The 20219-nt window shown below is 67.3% G+C and carries 19 protein-coding genes; 15 read left to right on the top strand and 4 right to left on the bottom strand.

Annotated elements, in window-relative coordinates; translation table 11 throughout:
• The first annotated feature begins 124 nt into the window (after positions 1–124).
• The 6 genes from ACO2RV_RS13690 to ACO2RV_RS13665 all read left to right on the top strand — a co-directional run bounded on the left by ACO2RV_RS13690 (position 125) and on the right by ACO2RV_RS13665 (position 6354).
• Positions 125–1618 (top strand): amidohydrolase family protein, encoded by a 1494-nt coding sequence (locus tag ACO2RV_RS13690; protein WP_423293840.1) that lies wholly within the window; start codon positions 125–127, stop codon positions 1616–1618.
• Complete coding sequence (locus ACO2RV_RS13685) at positions 1615–2514, top strand: polysaccharide deacetylase family protein (protein ID WP_423293838.1); 900 nt, start codon at positions 1615–1617, stop codon at positions 2512–2514. The genes ACO2RV_RS13690 and ACO2RV_RS13685 overlap by 4 nt, the downstream gene beginning before the upstream one ends.
• Positions 2511–3257, top strand: a complete 747-nt coding sequence (locus ACO2RV_RS13680) for an aspartate/glutamate racemase family protein (protein WP_423293836.1) — start codon at positions 2511–2513, stop codon at positions 3255–3257. The genes ACO2RV_RS13685 and ACO2RV_RS13680 overlap by 4 nt, the downstream gene beginning before the upstream one ends.
• Positions 3258–3300: 43 nt before the next feature.
• Positions 3301–4344 (top strand): TRAP transporter substrate-binding protein, encoded by a 1044-nt coding sequence (locus ACO2RV_RS13675; RefSeq protein ID WP_423293834.1) that lies wholly within the window; start codon positions 3301–3303, stop codon positions 4342–4344.
• An 82-nt stretch (positions 4345–4426) separates the two neighbouring features.
• The gene (locus ACO2RV_RS13670) at positions 4427–5059 is read left to right on the top strand and encodes a TRAP transporter small permease subunit (RefSeq protein WP_423293832.1); all 633 of its coding nucleotides are present in this window, start codon (positions 4427–4429) and stop codon (positions 5057–5059) included.
• Positions 5056–6354 (top strand): TRAP transporter large permease, encoded by a 1299-nt coding sequence (locus ACO2RV_RS13665; RefSeq protein ID WP_423293830.1) that lies wholly within the window; start codon positions 5056–5058, stop codon positions 6352–6354. The genes ACO2RV_RS13670 and ACO2RV_RS13665 overlap by 4 nt, the downstream gene beginning before the upstream one ends.
• A 5-nt stretch (positions 6355–6359) precedes the next feature.
• On the opposite strand, the gene ACO2RV_RS13660 is transcribed toward ACO2RV_RS13665, so the two are convergent.
• Positions 6360–7103, bottom strand: coding sequence for a GntR family transcriptional regulator (locus ACO2RV_RS13660; protein WP_423293828.1), 744 nt, complete (start codon positions 7101–7103; stop codon positions 6360–6362).
• A gap of 557 nt (positions 7104–7660) precedes the next feature.
• On the opposite strand from ACO2RV_RS13660, the gene ACO2RV_RS13655 reads away from it, so the two are divergent.
• The 7 genes from ACO2RV_RS13655 (at position 7661) to hydA (ending at position 15091) form a co-directional block, all read left to right on the top strand.
• Entirely contained in the window at positions 7661–8719 is a 1059-nt protein-coding gene (locus tag ACO2RV_RS13655; RefSeq protein ID WP_423293826.1) for an ABC transporter substrate-binding protein, read from the top strand.
• Between the two features lie 74 nt (positions 8720–8793).
• Positions 8794–9726: an ABC transporter permease gene (locus tag ACO2RV_RS13650; protein WP_423293824.1), complete on the top strand. Its 933-nt coding sequence runs from the start codon at positions 8794–8796 to the stop codon at positions 9724–9726.
• Positions 9723–10511 carry an ABC transporter ATP-binding protein gene (locus ACO2RV_RS13645; protein ID WP_423293822.1) on the top strand — a complete coding sequence of 263 codons (789 nt, stop codon included), beginning with the start codon at positions 9723–9725 and terminating at the stop codon, positions 10509–10511. Before ACO2RV_RS13650 ends, ACO2RV_RS13645 begins: the two co-directional genes overlap by 4 nt.
• A gap of 6 nt (positions 10512–10517) precedes the next feature.
• Positions 10518–11366, top strand: coding sequence for a carbon-nitrogen hydrolase family protein (locus ACO2RV_RS13640; RefSeq protein WP_423293820.1), 849 nt, complete (start codon positions 10518–10520; stop codon positions 11364–11366).
• Complete coding sequence (locus ACO2RV_RS13635; protein WP_423293818.1) at positions 11354–12895, top strand: amidohydrolase family protein; 1542 nt, start codon at positions 11354–11356, stop codon at positions 12893–12895. The genes ACO2RV_RS13640 and ACO2RV_RS13635 overlap by 13 nt, the downstream gene beginning before the upstream one ends.
• 4 nt (positions 12896–12899) lie before the next feature.
• Entirely contained in the window at positions 12900–13658 is a 759-nt protein-coding gene (locus tag ACO2RV_RS13630; protein ID WP_423293816.1) for a maleate cis-trans isomerase family protein, read from the top strand.
• Positions 13655–15091: a dihydropyrimidinase gene (hydA, locus tag ACO2RV_RS13625; RefSeq protein WP_423293814.1), complete on the top strand. Its 1437-nt coding sequence runs from the start codon at positions 13655–13657 to the stop codon at positions 15089–15091. The genes ACO2RV_RS13630 and hydA overlap by 4 nt, the downstream gene beginning before the upstream one ends.
• A gap of 10 nt (positions 15092–15101) precedes the next feature.
• On the opposite strand, the gene ACO2RV_RS13620 is transcribed toward hydA, so the two are convergent.
• Positions 15102–15815, bottom strand: coding sequence for a GntR family transcriptional regulator (locus ACO2RV_RS13620; RefSeq protein WP_423293812.1), 714 nt, complete (start codon positions 15813–15815; stop codon positions 15102–15104).
• A 138-nt stretch (positions 15816–15953) separates the two neighbouring features.
• On the opposite strand from ACO2RV_RS13620, the gene ACO2RV_RS13615 reads away from it, so the two are divergent.
• Together ACO2RV_RS13615 and ACO2RV_RS13610 are read left to right on the top strand one after the other, a co-directional pair.
• On the top strand, positions 15954–17195 hold the full coding sequence (locus ACO2RV_RS13615; protein ID WP_423293810.1) for a D-amino acid dehydrogenase: 1242 nt from the start codon (positions 15954–15956) through the stop codon (positions 17193–17195).
• A gap of 22 nt (positions 17196–17217) precedes the next feature.
• Positions 17218–18012 carry a maleate cis-trans isomerase family protein gene (locus ACO2RV_RS13610; RefSeq protein WP_423293808.1) on the top strand — a complete coding sequence of 265 codons (795 nt, stop codon included), beginning with the start codon at positions 17218–17220 and terminating at the stop codon, positions 18010–18012.
• Between the two features lie 105 nt (positions 18013–18117).
• On the opposite strand, the gene ACO2RV_RS13605 is transcribed toward ACO2RV_RS13610, so the two are convergent.
• Positions 18118–19635 carry a tripartite tricarboxylate transporter permease gene (locus tag ACO2RV_RS13605; protein WP_423293806.1) on the bottom strand — a complete coding sequence of 506 codons (1518 nt, stop codon included), beginning with the start codon at positions 19633–19635 and terminating at the stop codon, positions 18118–18120.
• 4 nt (positions 19636–19639) lie between these two features.
• Entirely contained in the window at positions 19640–20143 is a 504-nt protein-coding gene (locus ACO2RV_RS13600) for a tripartite tricarboxylate transporter TctB family protein (protein ID WP_423293804.1), read from the bottom strand.
• Positions 20144–20219 lie beyond the last annotated feature (76 nt).

Here is a 20219-nt window from a genome sequence, read left to right as displayed (position 1 = left end):
CCATCGTGCAACCTATCCTAGAGGTCGCCTTGCAATTCGCCCCGCCACGCGGGACGGAAGCGTCGGCTCACGCCCGGCGCCCGACGTCCCATGTCCAGACGCGCCTTCGTCACAGGAGGGCGTCGTGAGCGTGCTGTTCCGGCAAGTGCGCCTCCTCGACCGCGCGGCAGCGGAAGGGCTCTCGCCCCCGTGCGACGTCCACGTCGAGGGCCCGCGCATCGCGGCAGTGGGCACCGAGCTTGCCGCCAAGGGCGCGCGCCTCGTCGAGGGACACGGCAAGCTGCTGCTGCCGGGGCTGATCAACGCGCATTTCCATTCGCCGGTGAACCACATGAAGGGTCGGCTCGACAGCCTGCCGCTGGAGCTCTTCATGCTCTATGAGAGCCCGGCGCTGGAGACGCTGCGCCCCGGCCCGCGTGAGGCCTATATCCGCACGCTTCTGGCTTGCGCCGAGATGCTGCGCGGCGGCGTCACCTCCGTGCAGGACGACGCCTTCTTCCTGCCCGACCCGACCCCCGACATCATCGACGCGGTGATGCAAGCCTATGCCGACAGCGGCATGCGGGTGAATCTCGCCCTCGACGAGCCCGAGCTTGCCGAACTCGACAAGCTGCCCTTCCTGCGCGAACTGATGCCGGCCGCAGCGCGCGCGGGACTGGAGACCGCCCGCGACACCGGCTTCCTCATGGAAGCCTATCAGCACCTCATTTCCCGTTGGCACGGCACGCAGGGCGGGCGGCTGCGCGCCGCCGTCTCCTGCTCGGCACCGCAGCGCGTCTCGCCGCGCTACATGCGCGCGCTGGACGACATCAGCCGTGCGCTGGACGTTCCCTATTTCGCGCACATGCTGGAGACCAAGCTGCAACGGGTGCTCGGCGAGGAACGCCTTGGCGGGCGTTCGCTCATCCGCTACGCCGCCGACGAGGGGCTGCTGTCGGCGCGACTGAACATCATCCACGCCATCTGGGTGGATGGGGCCGATCTCGACCTCGTCGCGTCGGCCGGCAGTACCATCGCCCACAACCCGATCAGCAATCTGCGCCTCGGCAGCGGTGTCATGCCGTTCCGCGCCATTCGCGCTCGCGGCATCCCGATCTGTCTCGGTACTGACGAGGCCATCGCCGACGACGCGGTGAACATGTGGGCCGTCGCCAAGATGGCCGGACTGATCCACAACATCACGACGCCCGACCCGAACGAATGGCCGAAGGCGTGGGAAGTGCTGGACTGCCTGTTCACCGGGGGCGCCCGCGCCATGGGCCTCGCGGACGATCTCGGCGCCGTCGAGCCTGGCCGCCTCGCCGACCTCACGCTGGTCGACCTCGAAACCCTGCCCTTCACCCCGCTGAACGATACCGCGCGTCAGCTGGTCTATTGCGAGGATGGCCGCTCGGTCGTCGCCACCATGGTCGCCGGCGACTTCGTCTTCGAAGCCGGCCGCTGCACGCGGATCGACGAGGCGGCGCTGATCGCGGAAGCCAGGGAGCTTTTCGCCCGCCGCCGACCGGCGCTGGAGCTGGCGGCGAGCGAGGCCGGACGCCTGCGCCCCTGGTACGAGGCGATGGTCGGCAGGGCCGCCGCGCGCGATGTCGGCATGAACCGATGGGTGTCCGCATGAACGATCATAGCGGGCTCGCCCGCCACGGCCGCTACGACCTCGCCCCTCTGCCCGACGCAGCGGACTGGACCTGGCCGAACGGCGCCCGCCTCGCGCTCTATGTCGCGGTCGGCATCGAAGACTATGCCTTCGGCGCGGGCCGCACCGAGGACATATTGCCCGGCACACCGCAGCCCGACCTCGTCAACGCCTCCTGGCGCGACTATGGCAACCGCGTCGGCGCCTTCGCGCTGTTCGACCTGCTCGCCGCCCAAGGCATACGCCCGGCGGTGCTGCTCAACACCGCCGTCTACGACACCGCCCCGGCGGTCATCGCGGCGGCGCGCGCGGCCGGCGCGGAATTCATCGCCCATGGCTGGTCGAATTCCGACTGCCTCGCCGAGATGAGCCCACAGGACGAAGCCGCCTATATCGCCGCGGTGCGCGCGCGCATCGAGTGCGAGGAAGGCGCCCCGCCCCAGGGCTGGTCGAGCCCGTGGCTGGCGCACAGCCCGCGCACGCTCGACCTGCTGGCCGAGCAAGGCTTCGCCTATCTCGCCGATCTGCGCCTCGACGACCGGCCAATACGGCTGAACACGCGCAGCGGCAACCTCATAGCCATGCCCTATGCGCTGGAGCTGAACGACAGCTCCACCATTATCGGCCGCCAGCACAGCGCCCGCGACTTCGCCGAGATGATTATCGACGAGTTCGACGAGCTGTTGGAGGCCAGCACAAGCCGGCCGCTGGTCATGAGCGTGGTGCTGCATTCCTTCATCTCCGGCCAGCCCTTCCGCCTGCGCGCGCTGCGCCGGGCGCTCGACCACATCGCCGCCCGGCGCGAGGGCGTGTGGCTCGCCACGCCCGGCGCCATCGCGCAAGCCGCCGTGCAGCAGGAAAGGGTTTCAACCCCATGACCCGCATCCTCTTCGTCAATCCCAACACCACGCAGGCGGTCACCGACGTCGTCCTTGCCGAGGCGCGGCGCACCGCCGGTCCCTCGGTGGAGCTTGAAGCGGTAACGTCGGAGTTCGGTGCCAGCATCGTCTCGACCGAAAGCGAAAACGTCATCGCCGCCCACGCCATGCTGGAGTTGCTCGCGGCCCATCACACTGGCTTCGACGCGGCGATCGCCGCCATCTCCTTCGACAGCGGCGTGTCCGCCGCGCGCAGCCTGCTGCCCATCCCGGTGGTCGGCATCACCGAGGCGGCGCTGCACACCGCCTGCCTGATCGGCCGGCGCTACGGGCTCGTGGTGCTGGGGACGACGAGCATCCCGCTCTATGAGGATCTGATCGACCGCATCGGCCTGCGCGGGCGTCTCGGCGCCATAGAGCCGGTCGCAGTCGTCTCGCGCAGCCAGTATCTCGACCGCGCGCTGATGGACCGCGCCATCCTCGACGCGGTGCAACGCCTCGCCGCGCGCGGCGGCATCGATGTCGTGGTGATCTGCGGCGCGGCGGTGGCCGGCGTCGCCCATCGGCTTGCCGCGCACGCCTCACTGCCGCTGCTCGACGGCGTCGCCCCGGCGCTGGCGCAAGCCGAGACGCTGGCGCGCCTGAAGCCACGCGCCCCCACGCCGCCGCAACGCCTCGCCAGCGATGCCCCGCCCAGAGGCATCGGCGCGGCCCTCGGCTTGCTTCTGCACAACCCCCGCTAAGTGCCGCCCAGCCGTTTCACATCAGGACACAGGATCCCGAACCATGCTCACCCGCATCCTGCCCACCCTGCTCGCCACGGCGGGCCTCCTCGGCGCCGCTCTCCCCGCGAGCACCCAGACCGCTAGCTGGCTGACCCAGAGCCAGCAGCAGCAGGCGCAATACCCCGTGGAAATGGAGGCGATCCAGAAGATCACCGCCGACGGCGTGCCGGTGACGCGCAACGAATTCCAAGTGCTCGGGCTCAATCTCGCGGACGCGCTGCGCCTCGCCAGTTCCGGCACCTTCCAGGTCGTTTCCACCCAGGTCGGCAGCGCGGCCAAGGACGACGCCTTCCTGGAAGGCATCGACCTCGTCGGCGTTTCCACCGACATGGGCGAACTGAAGACCGCCGTCGACGCCTATCGCGAGCCCTTCAACAAGCGTCTTGCCGAACGCTTCGGCGTCAAGGCGGTGGCGATCTGGCCGTTCGGGCCGCAGGTGTTCTTCTGCAACCAGCCGATCGAATCCCTCGCCGACATGAAGGGCAAGAAGGTGCGCTCCTTCACCGCCTCCATGTCGACCCTGCTGACCGATCTCGGCGCCACCCCGGTGACGCTCAGCTTCCCGGAAGTCTATCCGGCGCTGGAGCGCGGCGTCGCCAGCTGCGGCGTCACCTCGCCGACCTCGGCCAATACCGGCAAATGGCCGGAGGTGACCAAATTCCTGCTGCCGCTTTCGGTGTCCGGCTCGGTGCAGGCGCACATCGTCAATCTCGACTGGTGGAACAGTCTGCCGGCCGACAAGCGGGCGGCGCTGGAGGCCGACTTCAAGGCGATGGAAGACAATCTGTGGGCTCTGGCTAACAAGACCAATGGCCAGGCGCTCGCCTGTTCGACCGGCGGCGACTGCGCCGGCGGCATCTACACCAAATACGACATGAAGCTCGTGCCGGTGTCCGACGCCGACAAGGCGAAGGTCAAGTCAATCTCGCAGGACAAGATCCTCACCGACTGGGCAAAGCGCTGCGAGGCGACCTATCCCGGCTGCACCGGCGTCTGGAACGACAGCGTCGGCAAGGCGCTGGGCGTGAAGATCGCTGCGCCCTGAGCACGGTAGGTTGTTCTCCCTCTCCCCGACGGGGAGAGGGAAGAAAGCCAGCCACGTCCCTCTCCGCACCGGAGCCGCTCGCATGACGAACAGCGTCGCCACGCCGTCGCCCGAGAACCCCGTCGCGCGTGCCTTCGAGCGACCGATCCGCGCCATGCAGTTGGCCACCGGCTGGGCGCTGCTCGCACTTTGCTTCGCCACCACCTATGAGGTGATCGGCCGCCGCCTGTTCGACATCTCGCTGCAAGGGGTGAACGAGATCGGCGGCTACATGCTCGCCATCGGCAGCACCTGGGGCTTCTCCATGGCGCTGCTGCAGCGGGCGCATTCGCGGGTGGACTTCCTGTTCCCGCACTTTCCTCGCTTGCTACGCAACGTGCTGAATCTGCTGGCCGCGCTCACGCTAGCGGGGCTCGCCGTGTTCTCGGCCTGGGAGGCCTGGAGCGTGCTGCGCGACACGCTGCGCTGGCAGGCGCGCGCTTCCACGCCGCTGCAGACACCTTTGTGGATTCCGCAATCGCTCTGGCTGTTCGGCCTCGTCGTGTTCGCCGGCGTCGCCGTGGCGCTGGCGACCCATGCCGCGATCCTGTTCGTCCGCGACCGCCGCCGGCTTGACCGCTTCTATGGGCCACCCTCGCTGGAGGAGCAGATCGAGATCGAGACGCAAGGCACGCTTCACGAGGGCGCGTTGCACGACGGAAAGGCCCTGTCATGATCAGCATCGGCATCGTCGTCGCCGGCTTCTGCGTCATGGTGGCCCTGCTGTTTCTGGGCCTGCATGTCGCCACCGCGCTGTTCCTTACCGCCGTCACCGCCGTCGTGGTCTATTTCGACGGCGTGCATCTGAGGGTCTACGGCAGCCAGCTATGGAGCTCGATGGAGGACTACATCCTCCTCGCCATCCCCATGTACATTCTGCTCGGCGAGATCCTCGTGCGCAGCGGCATGACCGACAAGATGTACGCCGCCCTTGCGCCTTGGCTGAACCGGCTGCCGGGCGGGCTGCTGCACACCAATATCGGCGCGTCGGCGATCTTCTCGGCGGTGTCGGGCTCCTCGGTCTCCACCGCCGCCACCATCACCACCGTCGCTTTGCCCTCGTTCAGGAAGCGCAGATATGACGAGCGCCTCGTGCTCGGCTCCATCGCGGCGGGCGCCTCGCTCGGCAATCTCATCCCGCCCGGCATCGCCTTCATCGTCTATGCCTCGCTGACCAACACCTCGGTCGCCCAGCTCTATGCCGCGGCGCTGTTGCCGAGCATCATCCTCACCGCGCTGTTCATGGCGGTCATCGCCGGCCTGTGCCTGTGGCGGCCGGACCTCGCGGGCAAGGAGCCCTCCATCGGCTATGGCGAGCGCTTGCGCCGGCTGGTCGACCTCACCGGCCCGCTGGTCGTCTTCACCATCATCATGGGCTCGGTCTATACCGGCTGGGCAACGGTGACGGAATCGGCGGCTCTGGCGGTAGTGGCCACCCTGATCATCGCCGGCATCGAGCGCCGCATCTCGCTAAAAATGCTGCACGATTCCTTCGTCGCGACGGCCAGCCTCACCGCCATCACCATGCTGATCCTGGCGGTCGCGTTCTATCTCAACTACGCGCTCGGCATGCTGCAGATCACCCAGACGCTCAGCACCTGGGTCGCCGGCCTCGGCACCGGCCCGCTGCTGCTGAAATGGGCGCTGGCGATCTTCTACGTGCTGCTCGGCATCTTCTTCGAGACGCTGCCGATGATGGTCGGCACGGTGCCGGTGCTGTTCCCGGTCATCGTCGCGGCCGGCATCGATCCGGTCTGGTTCGGCGTGTTCATCGTGCTGATGTGCGAGATGTCGTTGCTCAGCCCGCCGGTCGGCATGACTCTCTATGTCATCCAGACCGTGCGGCGCGAGGGCAATATCGGCACGGTGTTCGCCGGCACCATCCCCTTCGTCGCCGCCATGGTGCTCATGATGGCGCTGCTGATCCACTTCCCCGGCATGGCCGACTGGGCCTCGTCGGTGCAGCGATGATCGGCTCAGGCCGCGTCGTCAACACCGCCGCTGGCCAGCATCGCCAGCACGCCGGTGCCGGTGTGCCGCACATGGGCGGCGAGCAGGCGTCCGGCGCGCGCGCCGTCGCGCGCTTCCAGCGCGGCGAGAATATCGCGGTGCTCCTGGATCGATTCGACCCAGCGCCCGCGCGCGCCCAGCGCGAAGAAGCGCGCCCGCTCCGCCCGCGCCAACAGCCAGCGGTGCATCTCGACCAACGTCGCATTGTGCGCGCCAGCGAGAATGGCGCCGTGGATGGCCTGGTTGACCTCGAAATAGGCGGCGAGATCACCGGCCTCATAATGGCGCTCCATCGTCGCCTGCATCGCACGCAACGCGTCGAGCTCGGCGGATGTCAGCCGGTCGGCGGCGAATTCGGCGGCCATACGCTCGACGCTGCTCAGCCCCTCGAACAGATCGCCGATATGGCCCGCGTCCATCGGCGCGACGCGCGCGCTGCGGTTGGGGCGCAGTTCGATCAGCCCCTGAGCCGCCAGCATCTTCACCGCCTCGCGCAGCGGCGTGCGGGAAATGCCGAGAAGCTCGCACAACTCGGCCTCTACTACTGGCGCGCCCGGCGGAATCTTTCCGACGACGATCATATGCCGCAGTTGCTGCGCCGCGCGCTCATGCAGCCCGGTGCGCGCGAGACGCTCGCCGCCGGCGCCCTCGACCGGACGGACCTTGCGCGGCCGCCCCCGCTTCCTGGGAATGTCGATTTCTTCCGCCACGTCGGAATCCTAGCACGAGCGCCGGGCGGCGCCAGCCCCTCGAACGCTGCAATCATAGTCACATTCTGCCCTGTTCATAGCCATTTAGAGTAAATTGTATTCAACATACAAAAAATAGTTGCACCTCGCTCGGAGGAGGCTTTTACTTTCGCCATGAGCCATCGCTGCTGTCAGCCGCGACGCCATCTCAGCCGGCTCAGCCGCACGGGGAAGCGCCCGCGGACGACCTTCGCGAGCCGGGTCACCCGGGTCGGGAAATCGACGATTTAAGTAGATTGAAATAGTTCTGCGAATATTTTTATCATTGAAACGCTGACATGAACGCTTTTTGCGCTTCGCAATAAGTATTAATCGTCTATGATACGACTGTTTTCGTCGCACCGTTAGTGTAGCGCAGGGCGAAAATGCTCTTCCGGGTTGGCGTGCCCATCATCGTGATCCTGTTCCGGGATCGCGCTGGTCGCGGCATGCGTGCCGGGACGCGCGCGATCGGACGACCTGGTGACAATGGGACGTCAGGGCGGGGTCATATCGGTTCTCAAGATCCGGAGGGGATCATGTGTGATCGTGACGGCACCTTCTTTCGCAATTTCTCGCGCCGCAACTTCCTGAAATCGTCCGTGGTCGGCGCCGCGGCGAGCATCGCCCTGCCCGCCTCGCTCGCCAGCCTGCTGGCGCCGAACGCGGCGCGCGCCGCCGGCACCACCATCAAGGCGACGCACGGCTCCGGCTTCTGCAACATGGGCATCTTCCTCGCCAAGGAGCGGGAGCTGACCAAGGCAGACGGCGTCGACCTCGAATTCGTGGTCACGCCCTCCAACACCGAAATCACCACCATGTTCGGCGCCGGCCTCGTCGACATGTCGATGATTCCCTACTCGAATTTCATGACCCTCTACGACGCCGGCGCGCCGGTGAAGATCGTCGCCGGCGGCGGCGTCGAGGGCTGCATCATCGTCGCCAAAGAGGGCATCACCTCCGCCACGGACCTCAAGGGCAAGACCTTCGGCACCTTCCAGGCCGACACGCTGGAAGTGCTGCCCTACGACTATCTCAAGAAGGCTGGTCTCTCCTTCAGGGATGTCGAGATCAAGTATCTCGACACCTCGCCCGAGCTCGCCCAGGCCTTCATGGCCGGCGCCATCGACGCCATCTGCCACATCGAGCCCTACGCCTCGCAATGCGTGATCGGACGCAAGGGCGCCACCGTGCTGTCCAATGGCACGGATGTCTACGGCAAGGGTTATTCGGACTGCGTGCTGGCCGTGCGCACGCCGCTGCTGGAGAGCAACCCGGCCGCCGTCAAAGCGGTGATCAAGGCGCTGTTCGTCGCCCAGTCGCAGGCCGAGGCCGACAAGACCGCCGCTCTGAAGGACACCGTCGGCAAATACTACAAGACCAGCATGGAAGCGGCCGTCGATGCCTCCAGCAAGCAGCCCATCGTCGTCGACCAGCGCAACCAGACCCAGTTCATCATCGATCGCGGCCAGTCGATGAAGGAACTCGGCTACGTCAAGAAGCAGCCGGATCAGGGCGCCTTCAACTGGAGCCTGCTCGAGGCCGTCATCGCCGAGAACAAGCCGCTCTATGACGGCCTGAAGCTGAAGTCCGCCTGAGGGCGCGCCTCGCCGCCCGGTCGCGCCACCTGCCCGGCCGGGCGTCCCCTCGCCCGATTTAATGGAAGGACGCCATGACGATGACCGCAGATGCCGGACATACGGGCCTCGGCAAGGCTGAGCCCGCGCGCCCGGCGCCGCCGCCCGCGCCACGCGCCACCCGTTCCCTGCTGACGCCCGCCTGGCGCCGCCGCCTCGGCGCCATTGGCTGGAGCATCGTCTCGGTTGGGTTGTTCGCCAGCGTATGGGAGGGGTTGTACGCGCTCGGCATGCTGAACCCCTTGCTGCTGCCGCCGCCGCATCTGTTCCTCGCCGACATTCCGGGCACGCTGCAATTCTTCGACCGCTCCAACCGCATCGGCTCGGTCGCCACCGGCGGCGGGGTCGGTGCGCTGCTGTTCACCATGGCCTCCACCACCCTGCGCGTGGTCGTCGGCCTCGCCCTCGGCTTCAGCCTCGGTGTCGCCGTCGGCGCGTTGATCCATTACGTGAAACTGCTGCGCAACCTGTTGCTTCCCACCATCCTCCTGCTGGCGCCGATCTCGCCGGTGGCGTGGCTGCCGGTCGCCATCTTCGTCTTCGGCATTGGCGACGTGCCGGCGGTGTTCCTCGTCTTCATCACCGTGTTCTTCGCCATAGTGCTCTCCACCGGCGCGCAGATCGAGAGCGTGCCGAAGAACTACATCCATGTCGCCCGCATCATGGGCGCCAGCCAGCGCCAGACCTTCTGGAAGGTCATCCTTCCCTCGATCCTGCCCAGCCTGTTCATGACACTGCGGCTCAACCTGTTCGCCGCCTGGATGGTGGTGCTCATCGCCGAGACGGTCGGCGTCGGCACCGGGCTCGGCCAGATCACCTCCATGGCGCGCTCGACTTTCAACGCCAAGCTCGTCTTCTTCACCATGGCGATCATCGGCCTGCTCGGCTTCCTCTCGGACTTCGCTCTCCGTCAGGTGCAGCACAGGATGCTCTGGTGGATCACCCCGAACCAGGGAGGCGCGCGATGAGCCGCCCCGCCGTCTCGATCCAGTCCGTCTCCAAGCGCTGGACGCCCGAAGGCCGCGCCCCGGTGCAGGCGCTCGACGACCTCACCTTCGATGTCGCGCCGGGCGAGTTCATCGTGCTGCTCGGCCCCTCCGGTTGCGGCAAGTCCACCCTGCTCTACATGATCGCCGGGCTGGAAGAGGTCTCGGGCGGCACCATCGCCTGCGACGGCGAGACCGTCACCGAACCTTCCGCCGAGCGCGGGCTGATCTTCCAGGAAGCCTCGCTGTTTCCCTGGCTCACCATCACCGACAACGTCGCCTTCGGCCTCGCCGTGCAGCATGTGCAGCCGGTCAAGCGGCGCGAGATCGCCATAGAGACGCTCCGGCGCGTCGGCCTCGGCGATATGCTGGACAAGAAGCCGGACGAATTGTCCGGCGGCATGCGCCAGCGCGCCGCCTGCGCCCGCGCGCTCGCCATGCGCCCCAAGGTGCTGATGATGGATGAGCCCTTCGCCGCGCTCGACGTGCAGACGCGAGCCCGCATGCAGGACTTCCTGCTGCAGATCTGGCGCGACAGCGGCGCCTCCATCCTGCTGGTCACCCATTCCATCGACGAGGCGATCTCGCTGGCCGACCGCGTGGTGGTGTTCACCTCGCGGCCGGGCCGGGTGAAGACCATCGTGCCCATCGACCTGCCGCGCCCGCGCGAGAGCCGCGACCCGCGCTACCACGCCTATCGCGACATGTTCACCGAACTGCTGGCCGACGAGGTCGACCGCGCCTTCGCCGAACAGGAAGCGGTGTAGCCCATCATGGCCGCTCCCTTCCTCGCCGCCGCCGTGCCGATCGGCCCGGCCGGCAGTGATCCCGTGCCGATGTGGCTCGCAGCCGACGCCGGCATCCGTATTGCAGCCGATGCCGGAGCCTCGCTGGTGGTGCTGCCGGAGTTGTTCGCCACGCCCTATGTCGCAGCGGAGAGCCCGGCTGGCTGGGCGCATCTGGCGGAACCGATCGAGGGCCCGACCACCACGCGCATGCGCGCCGCAGCCATGGCTAATGGTATATACGTACTTTTCGGCATGGCGCTGCGCGAGGCCGCCGGCCTGCCCTTCAACACCGCCCTGCTCGCCCGCCCGGACGGGCGGATCGAGGTGGCAGCACGGAAGATTCACCTCCCCCCGGCCGGCGACGCCTTTGGCGAGGAACACCATTTCATCCCTGGCGCGCCCATCGTCCAGGCCGTCGATATCGCCGGCTGCAAGGTCGCGGCTCTGATCTGCTACGACCGCCGCTTCCCCGAATGCTGGCGCGCGGCGGCCGCCGCCGGCGCCGACCTTGTCGCCGTGCTAGTCGGCGGCCCGGCGCCGGACGACCCGGAGGGCCTGTACGCCGCCGAGCTACAGGCGAGCGCGCGCGCCAACGCGGTCTACGCGCTCGCCGCCGCGCGCTACGGCACGGAAACCGTTACGGGCCAGGACGTTCGCCATGACGGCGAGACCATCGCCTTCGATCCGAACGGTATGAAAATACACCAGCACACCGGCCCGTTCCTCGTCGCGGTGGAACCCGACCGGCTGGCCCATGCACGAGACAACAATGCCACGGCACGGCGCCTGCGCTTGCCGTTGCTGACAGTGAAGGAAGCATCATGGCTGAACTGATCGTCCAGGCCCGCTGGGTCGTCACCGGCATCAATGACCGCTTCACCCCGGTCGTCCTCGACCAAGGCGCGGTACTCTCGCGCGACGGCGTCATCGTCGCCGCCGGCCCGCTGGAAGAGATGCGCAAGCTCGCGCCCGCCGCCGAGCTGCGCAAGTATCCGGACCACGCCATGCTGCCGGGCTTCGTCAACAGCCACCATCACGTCGGCATGACCCCGCTCCAGCTCGGCTCGCCCGACCATGCGCTGGAACTCTGGTTTGCCAGCCGCATGCCGGCGCGGCGCGTCGACCTGACGCTCGACACGCTCTATTCCGCCTTCGAGATGATCGCCTCCGGCATCACCACGGTGCAGCACATCCATGGCTGGATGCCTGGCGGCTATGAGGCGATCCATGGCGGCGCCAGCAAGGTACTCGGCGCCTACCGCTCGCTCGGCATGCGCGCCTCCTATTGCTATGCGGTGCGCGAGCAGAACCGGCTGGTCTATGAGGCGGACGAGGATTTTTGCGCCCGCTTGCCCGCCGCGCTCGGCGAGAAACTGATGGCCCATTTCAAGTCGCAGGCCATGCCGTTCGAGGATTTTCTGAGGCTGTTCGACCAACTCACGGCGGAGAATTCCGGCCATGCCCTGACCCGCGTGCAGCTCGCCCCCGCCAACCTGCACTGGTGCACGGATGATGGGCTGATTGAGCTCAACCGAAAGTCCCGCGCGGCCGGCGTGCCGATGCACATGCATCTGCTGGAGACCATCTACCAGAAGGAATATGCCCGCCGCCGCACCGGCAAGACCGCGCTGCGCCACCTGCACGACCTCGGCGTGCTCGGCCCGCACATGACGCTTGGCCATGGCGTGTGGCTGAACGAGGAAGACATCGACATCGTCGCCGACACCGGCACCTGCATCTGCCACAACTGCTCGTCGAATTTCCGCCTGCGCTCGGGCCTTGCCCCGCTCAACCGCTGGGAGGCCAAGGGCATCACTGTCGGCATGGGCCTCGACGAGGCAGGCATCAATGACGACCGCGACATGCTCTCGGAACTGCGCCTCGCCTTGCGTGTCCACCGCGAGCCCGGCATGGACGAGGCGGACGTGCCCACGTGCCCGCAAGTGGTGAAAATGGCGACGGAGGCCGGCGCCATGACCACTGCCTTCGGCGCCACTATCGGCCGGCTCGACGAGGGCCGTTTCTTCGACGCGGTGCTGATCAACTGGACCAAATCCACTTACCCCTATCAAGATCCCGACATTCCGATGCTCGACGCGCTGGTGCAGCGCGCCAAGACCGGGGCAGTCGATGCGGTCTTCATCAATGGCGAGGTGGTCTATGAGGATGGCCGCTTCACCAGGGTCGACCGCGACGCCGTGCTGGCCGAGATCGCCGACGCGCTCGGCAAGCCCCGCAGCCCGGACGAGGTCGCGCGCCGCGAACTCGGCCTCGCCGTATTCCCGCACGTGAAGAAATTCTATGAGGGTTACCTGCCTGACGCGCCACCGAGCCCGTTCTACGCTGCCTCCGCACGGGATTGACGCCATGACGGCAACTTCCTCCGCCCGGCTGGGCATGCTCACCCCCTCCTCGAATACCGCGCTGGAACCGCTCACCTGCGCCATGGTGGCCGGCATGACCAATGTGAGCGCGCATTTCGCGCGCTTCCGCGTCACCCAGATCGGCCTGTCGCCGACCGCCCTCGGGCAGTTCGCGCCGGAGGGCCTGCTGGCCGCCGCCGACCTGCTCGCCGACGCCAAGGTCGACGTCATCGCCTGGAACGGCACCTCGGCAGCGTGGATGGGCTTCGAGCAGGACGAGGCCCTGTGCACGGCAATCACCGCGCGCACCGGCATCCCCGCCTCGACCTCCATCCTCGCCTATCGCGAACTGTTCCTCGCCCACGGCTTCCGCCGCATCGGGCTGGTTACGCCCTATCTCGACGACGTGCAGGCGGCCATCTGCTCCAACTGGAACACGTCGGACTTCGCCTGCACAGCCGAGCGCCATCTCGGGCTTTCCGTGAACTTCTCCTTCGCCGAGGTGACGGAAAGCGAAATCGCCGACATGGTACGCGCGGTGGTGGCGGAAGGCTGCGACGCCGTCGCCATCGTCTGCACCAACCTCAAGGGCTCGGCCATCGCGCCGGTGCTGGAGCGGGAGATCGGCATCCCCGTGCTCGATTCCATCTCGGTCACACTGTGGAAGAGCCTGCTTCTGGCCGGCCGCGACCCTGGGGAATTGCGCGCCTGGGGCGGCCCCTTCGCGCTGGAGCCGGCACGGCAGGGAGAAAAGGTGGAATGAGCGGCTTCGATCTGCTGATCAAGAACGGCACCGTCGCCAACGCTTCCGACGTCGCCCGCTGCGATGTCGGGATACGCGGCGGCCGTGTCGTGGCGCTGGCCGAGGACCTCGGCACGGATGCTTCGGAGGTCATCGACGCCGCCGGCCTCTATGTGCTGCCGGGCGGCATCGACAGCCACGTGCATCTCTCCCAGCCTTCCGGCCCCGGCATCGTCATGGCCGACGATTTCGCCAGCGGCACCCGCTCGGCGGCGATCGGCGGCAACACGCTGGTGCTGCCGTTCTGCCTGCAGCAGAAGGGCCAGTCGCTGCGCGAGGCGCTCAACGCCTATCACGCGCTGGCGGAAGGCAACTGCCATGTCGACGTGTCCTTCCACCTCATCGTCAGCGACCCCACCGAGAGCGTGCTCGGGCAGGAACTGCCGGCGCTGATCGACGACGGCTACACCTCCTTCAAGGTGTTCATGACCTATGAGGATCTGCGTCTCACCGACCTCGAAATCCTGAAGGTGATGGAAGTCGCGCGGCAGACTGGCGCGCTGGTGATGATCCACGCGGAGAATTACGACGCCATCCGCTTCCTCACCGAGCGGCTGGAACGCGAGGGCCGCACCGCGCCGCGCCACCACGCCACCTCGCGGCCGATCGCGGTGGAGCGCGAGGCGACGCACCGCGCCATTTCGCTCGCCCAGATCACCGACGTGCCGCTGATGGTGGTGCATGTCTCCAATGGCGAGGCGCTGGACGAGATCCGCCGCGGCCGCCGCGCCGGGCTAAAGATCCTGTCGGAGACCTGCCCGCAATATCTCACCCTCACCGCGGACGACCTCGACGGGCTGAACATGGAGGGGGCGAAATATGTCTGCTCCCCGCCGCCGCGCGATGTCGCCAGCCAGAAGGAATGCTGGCAGGGCATCGAGGACGGCGCGTTCGACGTGTTCTCCTCCGACCACTGCCCGTTCCGCTATGACGATGCCGCCGGCAAGCTCACCCCGCGCGGGCGAACCTCGTTCCGCTGGATTCCCAACGGCATTCCCGGCATCGCCGCGCGGCTGCCGATCCTCTTCTCCGAAGGCGTGGTGAAGGGGCGCATCTCGCTGCAGCGCTTCGTGGCGCTCACCTCCACCAACCATGCGCGCATCTATGGCCTGCACCCGCGCAAGGGCACCATCGCCATCGGCTCGGACGCCGACATCGCGCTTTGGGACCCAGCGCGCAGGCTTACCCTGACGCATGATCTGCTGCACGATGGCTGCGACTACACCCCTTACGAGGGGATGCAGATCACCGGCTGGCCGGTCATGACGCTGGTACGCGGGCAGATCGTCATGCGCGAGGGAGAGATGGTCGGCACTCGCCCGCTCGGCGGTTACGTCTCGCGCGGCTTTTCCGAATATGTCGGCGGGCCGAAGGGGCCGGCGCCGCTGGGGTAGGCGGTCGTCCTCAGGCCGCGTCGCCGAAGAAGATGCGCGCGAGCCCGCGCGTCGCGACCTCGACCGCATGCTCGGAAGACAGCGTGATGTGCCGCTCCACCAGTTCCGCCCCGCCGGCGGCGTCGCGCCGGCGCAGCGCGTCGATGATGGCGGCGTGTTCCTGATAGCTCTGCGCGCGCTGTGTCAGCACTTCCAGCGCAATGCGGCGGAAGAAGCGAAGTCGCGACGACACCGATTCCAGCGCAAGCGCCATCTGCCCGTTGCCCGACAGCCGCGTCAGAGCCATGTGGAAGGCTTCGTCCGCCAGCGCGATCCGCGTCCATGAGCCTTCCCCGGCGAGGTCATTGTGCCGCTCCCACGTGGCGATGGTGGCTTCGATCTCCCCATCGCCGGCGCGCCGGCAGGCCAGCGCGAAGGCCGCACGCTCGATGGCGGCGCGCAATTCGTACAGCTCGCGCACTCCATCCGGGCTGATTTCGCGCGCATAAAAGCCCTTGTTCGGCACGGTGACGACAAAACCGTCGCGCTCCAGCCGGTTGAGCGCCGCGCGCACCGGCGTGCGGCTGACCGACAGGCGGGAGGCAAGCTCGGCCTCGTTGATCTTCTCGCCCGGACGAAATGCGTATTCGGCGGCGAGTTCCTTGAGCGTGGCGTAGATGCGCTCGACGCTGTCGGCGGCGCGCCCGCGCCGGCCTTCGGTCTCCATGAATTCCTGCTTCGTCATCGCTGATCCGCCGCACCTTCTCCTGAGCCTGCTTATCGCGTGTGCGCCGCCTGCCCAATATTCGAGATTGCGCGGCTCCATCTGAATTCTAAAGTGTATTCACTTTGTCGCCGGGTAAAGCGGAAATGCGGGGCTGGCATGAGGATCATCGTTCTCGGTGGCGGCGTCGTCGGCGTCACCACCGCCTATCAACTGCAGAAGGACGGCCACGAGGTCGTGCTGCTGGAAAAGAATGCGCAGGTGGCGGACGAGACCAGCTGGGGCAATGCCGGCATGATCGCGCCCGGCCACTCCTTCGTGTGGTCCTCGCCCAAGGCGCCGATGACGCTCTTGAAGTCGCTGGTGCTGAAGGATCAGGCGCTGCGCTTCAAGCTCTCGGCCGACCCTCGGCTCTATACCTGGTCGTGGCAGTTCCTGATGGAGTGCACGGCGGACAAGGCGAGGCGCAACACGCTGCTCAAGCACCGGCTCGCCGCCTATTCGCAAGCCGTGCTTCAGGAGGTGATCGGCGAGGAAGACCTTTCCTATGACCGCAACGACCGCGGCATCCTCTATTTCCACCGCAGCCAGCAGGCGCTCGACGCCGGCATCGCCAATATGCGGCTGCTGGAATCCGACGGGCAGTTCATCAAGGTGCTCGGCCGCGACGAGGTGATGGCGCTCGATCCGGCGCTGGCCCATGCGCGCGAGAAGATCGTCGGCGCCATCTGGTGCCCGACCGACGAGACCGGCGATCCCGCCAAATTCACCCACGCGCTGGCCGGCATCGTCGCCCGGCGCGGCGGCGACGTCCGCACCGGTACGGCCATCATCGGGCTGGAGACCGCCGGCGACCACATCACCGGCGTAGCAACCGACAAGGGCATGGTGACGGGCGACGCCTATGTGCTGGCGCTCGGCACCTCCAGTGCCGGGCTCGCCCGCACGGTCGGCATCTCGCTGCCGATCTATCCGATCAAGGGCTATTCGCTCACCATTCCCGTCGGCAACCAACCGAAACCGCCGAGCGTGGCGGCAGTGGACGAGCACAACCTCGTCGCTATCTCGCGCTTCGGCGACCGGCTGCGCGTCACCGCCACCGCCGAATTCGCCGGTTACGACAAGAGCCACAAGCCGGCCGACTTCGCCTTCATGAAGAAAGTGACGCAGGAGATTTACCCAGAGGGCGCCGATTATGACCGCGCCGAGATGTGGGCGGGCCTGCGTCCGATGACACCAACCAACCTGCCCTTCTTCGGGCGGCGGCAGCTCGACAATCTCTATCTGAATACCGGCCACGGCCATATCGGCTGGACCATGTCGCACGGATCGGCGCGCATCACCGCCGACCTCATCGCCGGCCGCACACCGGCCATTCCCATGGACGGCCTTGTCGCCTGACGCATCTCGGGAGAGTTCCTCAATGCCCCCAATCGAGTCTCTCATCGCCCCCATCGATTTCGGCGTGCTGCCCTCCGATCTCGCCCCGCGCATCGGCGAGCGGGCCAATATCGGCCTCGTCGTGCTCGGCACCGACCAGACTATCGAGTACGAATTCCGCAACCTGCTCACGATACCGGGCGTGGCACTTTACGAGTCGCGGCTGCACAGCGATTTCGACATTACTCCCAGCACGTTGCGCGCCATCGGCCCGCGCATCGCGCCGGCGACCGACCTCATCCTGCCCGGCCTGTCGCTCGACGTCGTCGCCTTCGGCTGCACCTCGGCGACCATGCTGCTGGGCGAGGAGTATGTGTTCGGCGAGATCAGAAAGGCCCGACCGGGGGCCGCCTGCACCACGCCGGTCACCGCCACGCTCGCCGCCCTCGACGCACTGAATGTCGGGCGCATCGCCATGCTGACGCCCTATACGCCGGAGATCACGGCGGGCATGGCGGATTATTTCGTCTCCCGCGGCGTGCAGGTCGACGCCTACGCCACCTTCAACCGGCAGGATGATCGCGAGGCGGCACGCATCTCGGTGGAGTCAATCGTAGCGGCGGCGGAACGGCTGGCCGAACAGGCCCCTGGCATCGAAGCGATCTTCGTCTCCTGTACCAGCCTGCGGGTGGCGGAGGCCGTCGCGCGTATCGAGGAGCGCACCGGACTGCCCATCACCTCGTCCAACCACGCCATGGCCTGGCACGCTTTGCGCCTCGCCGGCATCGACGACGCCCAGCCCGCCGCCGGCCGGCTGTTCGAGCGCGGCATCGCCTGAATGCGGCCGTTCCCATATCCAAGGAGAAGACCAAGACAGAGCCGTTCGGAAGTATAGAAGCCAGAAATGCCCCCGCCGGAGACCCGCGTCCGGCGGGAGGATCGGCTATTTCGTCGCCACTTCCTGTTCGATCCTCCGCTCGGCCCGCCGCATGCGCCGGAGCAGCAGCGGCAGCACCAGCACCAGCGCGGCAACCGCGAGCAGGCCGGCGGAGATCGGCGTCGAGACCAGCACCGTCCAGTCATTCTGGCTCACCGCCAGTGCCCGGCGCAGCTGGATTTCCGCCTGCGGGCCAAGGATGAGGCCGATCAGCGCCGGGGCGATCGGGAAGTCGTAGACCCGCGCCATGTAGCCGATGAGGCCGAGCCCGCACATCAGCGCGATATCCATCCACGAGGTCGACAGCCCCCACACGCCGACCAGCGCGAACACCACGATGCCGGCATAGATGTAAGGGCGCGGGATGAGCAGCAACCGCACCCAGATGCCGACCAGCGGTAGGTTGAGCACCAAGAGGATGACATTGCCGATATAGAGCGAGGCGATGAGCCCCCACAGCAGGCCGGGATTGGTGGCGAACAGCAGCGGCCCCGGCTGTAGCCCGTAATTCTGGAAGGCCGCCAGCAGCACCGCCGCCGTCGCGGTCGAGGGCAGGCCGAGGGTGAGCAGCGGCACCAATATGCCGGCCGCGGCGGCATTGTTCGCCGCTTCCGGCCCCGCGACGCCCTCGATCGCCCCTTCGCCGAACTGTTCCGGATGCGGGCTCAGCCGTCGCTCCAGCGTGTAGGACAGAAAGGTCGGGATCTCCGTGCCGCCGGCCGGCAGCGAGCCTATGGGAAAGCCGATGAAGGTGCCGCGCAGCCACGGCTTCCACGAGCGTGCCCAGTCCTCCCTCGTCATCCAGATGCCGCCCGACAGCGGGTTGATCACCGCCTGCACCTGTGAGCTGCGGCTGGCGACATAGAGCGTCTCGCCGACGGCGAACAAGGCGACGAGGACGACGGTGAAGGAGATGCCATCGAGCAGTTCCAGCGTGCCGAACACCATGCGGCTCTGCCCGGTCTGCGTGTCGATGCCGATGGTACCGAGCGCAAGGCCGAAGAACAGCGCGGTGAAGCCACGCACGCGCGAGGTCCCCATCACCACAGCAACGGATGTGAAGGAGAGGATCATCAGCGCGAAATAGTCCTCCGGGCCGAAGATGAAGGCGAGTTCGGCGATGGCCGGCGCCAGGAAGGTCAGCGCAAGCGTGCCGAAGGTGCCTGCGACGAAGGAGCCTATCGCCGCCGTCGCCAGTGCCGCCGCGCCGCGCCCCGTGCGGGCCATGCGGTTGCCCTCGAGCGCGGTCATCACCGAGCCGCTCTCGCCCGGCGTGTTGAGCAGGATCGAGGTGGTCGAGCCGCCATAGAGCGCGCCATAGAGAATGCCGGCGAACATGATGAACGCCGATTCCGGCGCCACCTGCGCGGTGACCGGCATCAGCAGCGCGATGGTCAGCGCCGGCCCGATGCCGGGCAGCACGCCCACCGCCGTACCGAGCGCGCAGCCCACCAGCGCCCAGAACAAGTTGATCGGCTGCAACGCGATGGCGAAGCCGGCGACGAGTTGGGTCAGCGTGTCCATGATGTCACCGGATCAGCGGCAGGAACGGGCCGAGGTCGATGCCCAGCTTGGAGAACATGAACCACGCCCCCACGCCGACAGCGGCGCCCACCGCGAGATCGAACAGGGTGCGCCGCGAGCCGAACGCGTGCGTCACCAGCGTGAAGCCGATCGCCGCCGTCAGCGGAAAGCCCAGCCAGCGTATGGTGGCGAGCGGCAGCGCGACGCCGGCCAGCGACAGCAGGAAGGCGCGGCGCGACGGCGGGGCGTCGGCGTCGGCGTTTTCCTCCTCCTGCGGGCGGAAGGTCTCGCCGCGGGCGATCTGCACCAAGAGAAGCACGCCGAGCACGACCAGGCCCGCCCCGACGGCGGCAACCATGATCTCCGGCCCCATGCCGACAAAGGCCGTGGTCGACTGGATGCTGGTGGCGCCATAGATCCAGACGAGGCCCATGGCGAGCACGGCAAGGCCGATCCACCACGGCCGGGCGGGTGGCCCGCCGGCGCGAGGTTCGTCAATGGGGGACATGGGCTGGCTCCATGACGTGATGTGGCGGGTCGGCATTCCCTCTCCCCGCCCGAACCCGGCTGTCGCCGAATTCGGT

This window comes from Ancylobacter sp. VNQ12, from assembly GCF_049445835.1.
Classification (GTDB): domain Bacteria; phylum Pseudomonadota; class Alphaproteobacteria; order Rhizobiales; family Xanthobacteraceae; genus Ancylobacter.
This window is presented reverse-complemented; position numbering and strand designations above follow the sequence as displayed.

Bases quoted from the DNA above. Each gene is read 5' to 3' on its own strand.
- ACO2RV_RS13685 (WP_423293838.1), top strand. From the start codon at position 1,615: ATGAACGATCATAGCGGGCTCGCCCGCCACGGCCGCTACGACCTCGCC.
- ACO2RV_RS13680 (WP_423293836.1), top strand. From the start codon at position 2,511: ATGACCCGCATCCTCTTCGTCAATCCCAACACCACGCAGGCGGTCACC.
- ACO2RV_RS13675 (WP_423293834.1), top strand. From the start codon at position 3,301: ATGCTCACCCGCATCCTGCCCACCCTGCTCGCCACGGCGGGCCTCCTC.
- ACO2RV_RS13670 (WP_423293832.1), top strand. From the start codon at position 4,427: ATGACGAACAGCGTCGCCACGCCGTCGCCCGAGAACCCCGTCGCGCGT.
- ACO2RV_RS13665 (WP_423293830.1), top strand. From the start codon at position 5,056: ATGATCAGCATCGGCATCGTCGTCGCCGGCTTCTGCGTCATGGTGGCC.
- ACO2RV_RS13655 (WP_423293826.1), top strand. From the start codon at position 7,661: ATGTGTGATCGTGACGGCACCTTCTTTCGCAATTTCTCGCGCCGCAAC.
- ACO2RV_RS13650 (WP_423293824.1), top strand. From the start codon at position 8,794: ATGACGATGACCGCAGATGCCGGACATACGGGCCTCGGCAAGGCTGAG.
- ACO2RV_RS13645 (WP_423293822.1), top strand. From the start codon at position 9,723: ATGAGCCGCCCCGCCGTCTCGATCCAGTCCGTCTCCAAGCGCTGGACG.
- ACO2RV_RS13640 (WP_423293820.1), top strand. From the start codon at position 10,518: ATGGCCGCTCCCTTCCTCGCCGCCGCCGTGCCGATCGGCCCGGCCGGC.
- ACO2RV_RS13635 (WP_423293818.1), top strand. From the start codon at position 11,354: ATGGCTGAACTGATCGTCCAGGCCCGCTGGGTCGTCACCGGCATCAAT.
- ACO2RV_RS13630 (WP_423293816.1), top strand. From the start codon at position 12,900: ATGACGGCAACTTCCTCCGCCCGGCTGGGCATGCTCACCCCCTCCTCG.
- hydA (WP_423293814.1), top strand. From the start codon at position 13,655: ATGAGCGGCTTCGATCTGCTGATCAAGAACGGCACCGTCGCCAACGCT.
- ACO2RV_RS13620 (WP_423293812.1), bottom strand. From the start codon at position 15,815: ATGACGAAGCAGGAATTCATGGAGACCGAAGGCCGGCGCGGGCGCGCC.
- ACO2RV_RS13615 (WP_423293810.1), top strand. From the start codon at position 15,954: ATGAGGATCATCGTTCTCGGTGGCGGCGTCGTCGGCGTCACCACCGCC.
- ACO2RV_RS13610 (WP_423293808.1), top strand. From the start codon at position 17,218: ATGCCCCCAATCGAGTCTCTCATCGCCCCCATCGATTTCGGCGTGCTG.
- ACO2RV_RS13605 (WP_423293806.1), bottom strand. From the start codon at position 19,635: ATGGACACGCTGACCCAACTCGTCGCCGGCTTCGCCATCGCGTTGCAG.
- ACO2RV_RS13600 (WP_423293804.1), bottom strand. From the start codon at position 20,143: ATGTCCCCCATTGACGAACCTCGCGCCGGCGGGCCACCCGCCCGGCCG.